Genomic DNA, 7,047 nt, shown 5'->3' with positions numbered 1-7,047 from the left:
GCCCCCACTGAGTAGTTGAATTATCGGAAAAGACTGGCAATTTTACCTGTTGATAACCAAGATCGCCAGCGATTGATCGACGATCCAGTGAATAAGATCCAAGTTATTCACAATTAATTTGTAAAACTTGCTGAGTTCAACACACCTTGCCCCACATTTGCCCACACAATGATCCACAATTAAGCAAAATAGTTAAGATCCCATGATTGGTGATAACTCTGTGCATGAATGTATTTTTGATCCCTACTCAAGGATCTATCCACATACTTGTCAACCGTTGCCCTCAACTTATTCATCGTTCTTCAAATAGGCGCTGTTTCAATAATGATCTTGCTATCCAACAAAGCCATTTTTGTTACAAAAAATTAGGATTAGCTATGATTGAGAAACAGACATACTCAAATACTCCCGAGCATACTGTCTTAGAACCATATCACCGCAGGCCAGTCTGGAGCTGGAGCTGGAGCGGTATATCAAGATAAGCAACTCAGCGGAACAACATCCCCTATGAATCATTCAAATAACGCAGAATTCACTAGGGGTTAAATTTATCATGAGTTATTCCTCTGCGATCTAGGTTAGTTCTCTTGGTTATTTAAATAATTGAGAGAATTAACAGTAGAATATATAACCATAAAACAATGGAGATACATTATGAAAAACTGGATAAAAGTGGCTGTGGCTGCTATCGCACTGTCTGCTGCGACGGTTCAAGCGGCAACTGAAGTAAAAGTCGGCATGTCTGGTCGTTACTTCCCATTCACGTTTGTAAAACAAGATAAGCTGCAAGGCTTCGAAGTCGACATGTGGGATGAAATCGGTAAACGCAATGACTACAAAATTGAATATGTGACGGCTAACTTTTCTGGTTTATTTGGTCTGTTAGAAACAGGCCGTATCGATACCATCTCCAACCAAATTACTATCACCGATGAACGTAAAGCCAAATACTTATTTGCGGACCCGTATGTGATAGACGGAGCGCAAATCACAGTACGTAAAGGCAACGATAGCATTAACGGCATCAAAGACCTTGATGGCAAAACGGTAGCGGTGAACCTAGGTTCAAACTTCGAGCAGTTGCTACGTAAATACGATACCGATGGCAAAATCAATATCAAAACATACGACACGGGTATTGAGCATGATGTGGCACTCGGTCGTGCAGATGCGTTCGTCATGGACCGTCTTTCTGCTCTAGAACTGATCAAAAAAACCGGTCTACCATTACAACTGGCTGGCCAACCGTTCGAAACCATTGAGAACGCATGGCCTTTCGTCGACAACGAAAAAGGACGTAAACTACAGGCAGAAGTTAACAAAGCTCTGGCTGAGATGCGTGCAGATGGCACTGTTGAGAAAATTTCTGTGAAATGGTTTGGTGCCGATATTACGAAGTAAAAATACTTTGAATTTGGGCAACGAGAATGGTATCACTCTCGACCACTAATAAACTCTTGCGAAGGTGGAACGTTGGTTTCCACCTTTTCTTTTCTCTAGCCTTTAGGTAAGACGTATGGGATTTGACTTTAATTACATGCTGGAACTCCTGCCGATATTACTCAAATATCTCGGCACCACCATGGAAATGGCCACATGGGGATTGGTATTTTCGCTGATTTTATCCGTCATATTAGCGAATATCCGCGTCTTTAAAGTGCCTGTGCTTGATCAGCTAAGCCAACTCTATATTAGCTTCTTTCGCGGTACGCCTTTGTTGGTACAACTATTCCTGCTTTATTACGGCTTACCGCAAATCTTCCCATTGATGGTGGGCATAGATGCATTTTCAGCCGCCGTCATCGGTTTAACTCTGCACTTTGCGGCGTATATGGCGGAAAGCATTCGTGCCGCGATCATCGGCATCGATCGCAGTCAGATGGAAGCCAGCTTATCTGTAGGCATGACCACGTCACAAGCGATGCGCCGAATCATCTTACCGCAAGCGACTCGCGTAGCTTTGCCATCTCTGATGAATTACTTCATCGATATGATTAAATCCACGTCCCTCGCCTTCACCCTTGGTGTTGCAGAGATCATGGCCAAAGCACAAATGGAAGCGTCATCCAGTTTCCGTTTCTTTGAAGCTTTCCTCGCGGTGGCCCTCATCTATTGGGGCGTCGTGGTTATTCTAACTCGAGTACAAAACTGGGCAGAAGCGAAACTGAATAAGGCGTATGTACGATGATCAAATTAGAAAATATCCACAAACGCTTTGGTGATACGGAAGTACTGAAAGGCATTGATCTAGACATCCAGCAAGGTGAAATCATCGTCATCATTGGCTCAAGCGGCACCGGTAAATCAACGTTATTGCGTACCGTGAACTTTTTAGAACAGGCGGATCAAGGTCGAATTACTATTGATGATATTTCTGTTGATGTGCAAAAACATACTAAAGCTGAAGTGTTGGCATTGCGTCGTCGGACGGGGTTTGTCTTTCAGAACTATGCCCTTTTTGCTCATCTAACCGCTCGCCAGAATATCGCCGAAGGTCTTGTCACTGTGCGTGGCTGGAAGAAAAACGAAGCATTGCAACGTGCTCAGCAAATCTTGGATGATATTGGCCTCGGTGAAAAAGGCGACAGTTACCCAGCAGCCCTCTCTGGTGGTCAACAACAACGAGTTGGTATTGGTCGTGCAATGGTCTTGCAACCAGAACTGCTGCTGTTCGATGAACCCACATCAGCACTGGATCCCGAGTGGGTTGGAGAAGTTTTGTCTCTCATGAAGAAGTTAGCCAATCAGCATCAAACCATGCTGGTGGTCACGCATGAGATGCAGTTCGCTAAAGAGGTCGCTGACAGAGTGATCTTTATGGCTGAAGGTCATATTGTTGAACAGGGTTCTCCACAGGATATCTTCGATAATCCACAAGATCCTCGTTTGAAAAAATTCCTTAACCAAGTGGGAATAGAGTAACGATCGACGATCAGGATCGATTGATCCTTGAGATTTTACTCACACTACGTATAATCGCCCGGCCGGAATTTCGTACTCATGAGTCATTGACACATTATGTGAGTGTGATTACAATTCCGCCTCTTTGTTGAGAGGCGTCGGTTGCTCTTCTCTATATAAAGAGCTTCTTTATAAAAGAAAGCAAGTACCCACGCCGGGTTTAACAAGAACCTAAAACTACTGATCAGTAAAGGTAATTATCATGAAACGCACTTTTCAACCTACAGTTCTAAAGCGCAAGCGTACTCACGGCTTCCGTGCTCGCATGGCAACTAAGAACGGTCGTAAAGTTATCAACGCACGTCGTGCAAAAGGCCGTGCACGCCTATCAAAATAATCACTAGTTTATTTTGAACACGTACGCGTTTAATCGGGAGTTACGTTTGTTAACTCCCGAGCATTATCAAAACGTCTTCCAGCAAGCTCATCGAGCTGGCTCGCCTCATTTCACCATCATCGCCCGCAAAAACACACTTTCTCATCCACGATTAGGTCTTGCTGTCCCTAAAAAGCAAATCAAAACTGCTGTTGGTCGCAATCGATTTAAACGCCTGGCTCGTGAAAGTTTTCGCAATCAGCAACATCAACTGCCAAATAAAGATTTTGTTGTGATCGCGAAAAAAAGCGCGCAAGATTTGAGCAATGAAGAACTTTTTAAGCTGTTTGACAAATTATGGCAACGCCTGTCTCGCCCTTCACGTGGATAGCCATTGGGCTCGTTTATCTGTATCGCTGGTTTATCAGCCCTTTGATTGGTCCTCGTTGCCGGTTTACGCCAACCTGCTCCACTTACGCACTAGAAGCTTTGAAAGCTCACGGTTTTGTAAAAGGATGTTGGTTATCAGGCAAACGTCTATTAAAATGCCATCCTTTGAATGAAGGCGGCTATGACCCCGTTCCACCAGTCCAAAAACAAGACAGAGATAACTAACGATGGATTCTCAACGTAATATCCTGCTCATTGCTCTGGCCCTGGTTTCTTTCTTGCTTTTTCAACAATGGCAAGCAGCAAAGAACCCAGCACCTCAAGCAGTTGAACAGGCTCAAACAAGCAGTACGCTGCCTGCACCATCTTTTGCTGATGAGCTCGATCCAGCTTCAGGCCAACAGCAAGCTTCAACAAAAACTATCACAGTAACGACTGATGTTTTAACTCTGTCGATCGACACCGTTGGTGGCGATGTGGTACACGCAGACCTAAACCAATACGCAGCTGAACTCAACTCATCTGACCCATTTGTACTTTTAAAAGATACGCAAGGTCACCAGTTCATTGCACAAAGTGGTCTAGTTGGCCCTCAAGGTATCGATCTTAGCAGCACCAATCGTCCACACTACAATGTCAGTGCAGACAGCTTTACACTGGCTGAAGGTCAAGATGAACTGCGCGTTCCGATGACGTTCAGTGCCAACGGTCTTGAGTACACCAAAACTTACATCTTCAAACGTGGCAGCTATGCCCTTAACGTTGAATACGATGTGGTGAACAACTCAGGTAATAATGCGACCTTTGGTATGTACGCGCACCTGCGCCAAAATCTGATGGACGATGGTGGCAGCATTACTATGCCAACCTACCGTGGTGGCGCATACTCTTCTGCAGATACACGCTACAAGAAATACAGTTTTGATGATATGCAGAACCGCAATCTGTCTATCAATTTAGCTGACGGCCAAGGCTGGGCTGCAATGATCCAACACTACTTTGCCGCAGCTTGGGTTCCACGTAATGAATCAGGAACCAATCTTTATACGCGTGTAATTGGTAACATGGGCGATATCGGTATCCGTATGCCGAACAAAACCATTGCTACTGGTGACCAAGCGAAGTTCGCAGCAACCCTTTGGGTTGGTCCAAAACTGCAAGATGAAATGGCGGCAGTTGCACCAAACCTAGACCTTGTTGTTGACTACGGCTGGTTGTGGTTCATTGCTAAACCTCTTCACTGGTTGCTGTCAGTGATTCACGGTTTTGTCAGTAACTGGGGTGTCGCTATCATGCTATTGACCTTTGTAGTTCGTGGCGCGATGTACCCACTAACGAAAGCTCAATACACCTCGATGGCGAAAATGCGCATGCTACAGCCTAAGCTACAAGCGATGCGTGAGCGTATTGGCGATGACCGCCAACGTATGAGCCAAGAAATGATGGAGCTGTACAAGAAAGAGAAAGTAAACCCACTGGGTGGCTGTCTACCTCTTGTTCTACAGATGCCTATCTTCATTTCACTGTACTGGGCACTTATGGAATCGGTTGAGCTACGTCACTCACCATTCTTCGGTTGGATCCATGACCTTTCAGCGCAGGACCCATACTACATCCTGCCAATCTTGATGGGCGCGTCAATGTTCATGATTCAGAAGATGAGCCCAACAACGGTAACGGATCCTATGCAGCAGAAGATCATGACCTTTATGCCGGTTATGTTTACTTTCTTCTTCTTGTTCTTCCCATCAGGTCTTGTTCTGTACTGGTTGGTATCGAATATCGTGACGCTAATCCAGCAAACATTGATCTACAAAGGGCTGGAGAAAAAAGGCTTACACAGTAAGTAACCCTGCTAAAAATGATTAAGAAAGGCGGCCAAAAGGTCGCCTTTTTGTTTTTGGCTGATTACAATTCAGCTAACAAATGGTTCTGGCTCCCTAGGGTCACCCTACCCTAAAGCCCAGCTAAAAAGGCACTATTATGACTACAGATACGATTGTCGCCCAAGCAACGGCACCTGGCCGTGGCGGTGTCGGTATTATTCGTGTTTCAGGCCCCAAAGCCAATCAAGTTGCACAAGCCGTGACAGGTCAAACACTAAAACCTCGCTACGCAGAGTACCTGCCATTCAAGTCTGAAGACGGGGTGACACTCGATCAGGGCATTGCACTGTACTTCCCTAACCCACATTCATTTACAGGTGAAGACGTACTCGAACTCCAAGGCCATGGTGGCCCAGTGGTTATGGATATGCTGATAAAACGTATCCTGGGCATTGAAGGCGTGCGTGCCGCACGCCCAGGTGAGTTTTCTGAACGTGCGTTCCTTAACGACAAGATGGACCTAACTCAAGCAGAGGCGATCGCGGATCTGATTGATGCTAGCTCAGAAGAGGCAGCAAAATCAGCCCTACAGTCACTGCAAGGTCAGTTTTCTCAACGAATTCAAACGCTAGTAGAATCTCTGATTCATCTGCGTATTTATGTTGAAGCCGCGATTGATTTTCCAGAGGAAGAAATCGACTTTCTTGCTGATGGAAAAGTATCGGGAGATCTCCAGTCGATAATCGATAACCTTGATGCCGTGCGCCGTGAGGCGAACCAAGGTGCAATTATGCGCGAAGGAATGAAGGTCGTGATCGCGGGACGCCCAAATGCAGGAAAATCTAGCCTGTTAAACGCGCTGTCAGGCAAAGAGTCCGCGATTGTCACCGACATCGCTGGTACCACTCGTGATGTTCTGCGCGAACACATTCATATCGATGGGATGCCGTTGCACATCATCGATACAGCCGGTTTACGTGATGCATCTGATGAAGTGGAAAAAATTGGTATTGAACGGGCATGGGATGAGATAGCCCAAGCAGATCGCGTGCTATTCATGGTTGATGGCACCACAACCGATGCCACCGACCCTAAAGATATCTGGCCAGATTTTGTTGACCGACTCCCAGGCAATATTGGCATGACCGTGATCCGCAACAAAGCCGATCAAACCCAGGAAGAAATGGGGATCTGTCACGTCAATAACCCTACACTGATTCGTCTATCGGCTAAAACCGGCGCGGGTGTGGATGCACTGCGTGAGCACTTAAAAGAGTGTATGGGCTTCTCAGGTAATAGCGAAGGCGGCTTTATGGCTCGTCGTCGTCACCTTGATGCACTTGAGCGCGCCGCACAACACCTACAAATCGGCCAAGAGCAACTCGAAGGGTATATGGCAGGGGAAATACTCGCGGAAGAGTTACGCATCACCCAGCAACATTTGAACGAGATTACCGGAGAGTTCAGTTCCGATGACTTACTCGGACGCATTTTCTCTTCATTTTGTATCGGCAAATAATAAAACACTCGGTGTTAAGCTCGGCTTAATACCGC

8 protein-coding genes are annotated in these 7,047 nt (G+C 45.9%); all 8 read left to right on the top strand.

Features of this window, described 5'->3' with window-relative positions; all coding sequences use genetic code 11:
- Positions 1-654: 654 nt before the first annotated feature.
- Positions 655-1,401: an amino acid ABC transporter substrate-binding protein gene (locus tag ONE56_RS13690; protein ID WP_331438666.1), complete on the top strand. Its 747-nt coding sequence runs from the start codon at positions 655-657 to the stop codon at positions 1,399-1,401.
- A 115-nt stretch (positions 1,402-1,516) separates the two neighbouring features.
- Positions 1,517-2,188 carry an amino acid ABC transporter permease gene (locus ONE56_RS13685; RefSeq protein ID WP_041153779.1) on the top strand — a complete coding sequence of 224 codons (672 nt, stop codon included), beginning with the start codon at positions 1,517-1,519 and terminating at the stop codon, positions 2,186-2,188.
- Positions 2,185-2,922 (top strand): amino acid ABC transporter ATP-binding protein, encoded by a 738-nt coding sequence (locus ONE56_RS13680; RefSeq protein ID WP_331438665.1) that lies wholly within the window; start codon positions 2,185-2,187, stop codon positions 2,920-2,922. The genes ONE56_RS13685 and ONE56_RS13680 overlap by 4 nt, the downstream gene beginning before the upstream one ends.
- 241 nt (positions 2,923-3,163) lie before the next feature.
- Positions 3,164-3,298 carry a 50S ribosomal protein L34 gene (gene rpmH / locus ONE56_RS13675; RefSeq protein ID WP_005378825.1) on the top strand — a complete coding sequence of 45 codons (135 nt, stop codon included), beginning with the start codon at positions 3,164-3,166 and terminating at the stop codon, positions 3,296-3,298.
- 46 nt (positions 3,299-3,344) lie between these two features.
- A complete protein-coding gene (rnpA, locus tag ONE56_RS13670) occupies positions 3,345-3,668 on the top strand; it encodes a ribonuclease P protein component (RefSeq protein WP_245228324.1) in 324 nt (107 codons plus the stop codon).
- Complete coding sequence (gene yidD, locus ONE56_RS13665; RefSeq protein ID WP_084735478.1) at positions 3,635-3,892, top strand: membrane protein insertion efficiency factor YidD; 258 nt, start codon at positions 3,635-3,637, stop codon at positions 3,890-3,892. The genes rnpA and yidD overlap by 34 nt, the downstream gene beginning before the upstream one ends.
- 2 nt (positions 3,893-3,894) lie before the next feature.
- Complete coding sequence (gene yidC, locus ONE56_RS13660; protein ID WP_041153776.1) at positions 3,895-5,517, top strand: membrane protein insertase YidC; 1,623 nt, start codon at positions 3,895-3,897, stop codon at positions 5,515-5,517.
- A 133-nt stretch (positions 5,518-5,650) separates the two neighbouring features.
- On the top strand, positions 5,651-7,012 hold the full coding sequence (gene mnmE / locus ONE56_RS13655; RefSeq protein WP_041153775.1) for a tRNA uridine-5-carboxymethylaminomethyl(34) synthesis GTPase MnmE: 1,362 nt from the start codon (positions 5,651-5,653) through the stop codon (positions 7,010-7,012).
- Positions 7,013-7,047: the final 35 nt, after the last annotated feature.

This window comes from Vibrio mytili, from assembly GCF_049563345.1.
GTDB lineage: Bacteria > Pseudomonadota > Gammaproteobacteria > Enterobacterales > Vibrionaceae > Vibrio > Vibrio mytili.
Note: the sequence above shows the minus strand (reverse complement) of the source record. Positions and strands in the feature narration are given on the sequence as shown.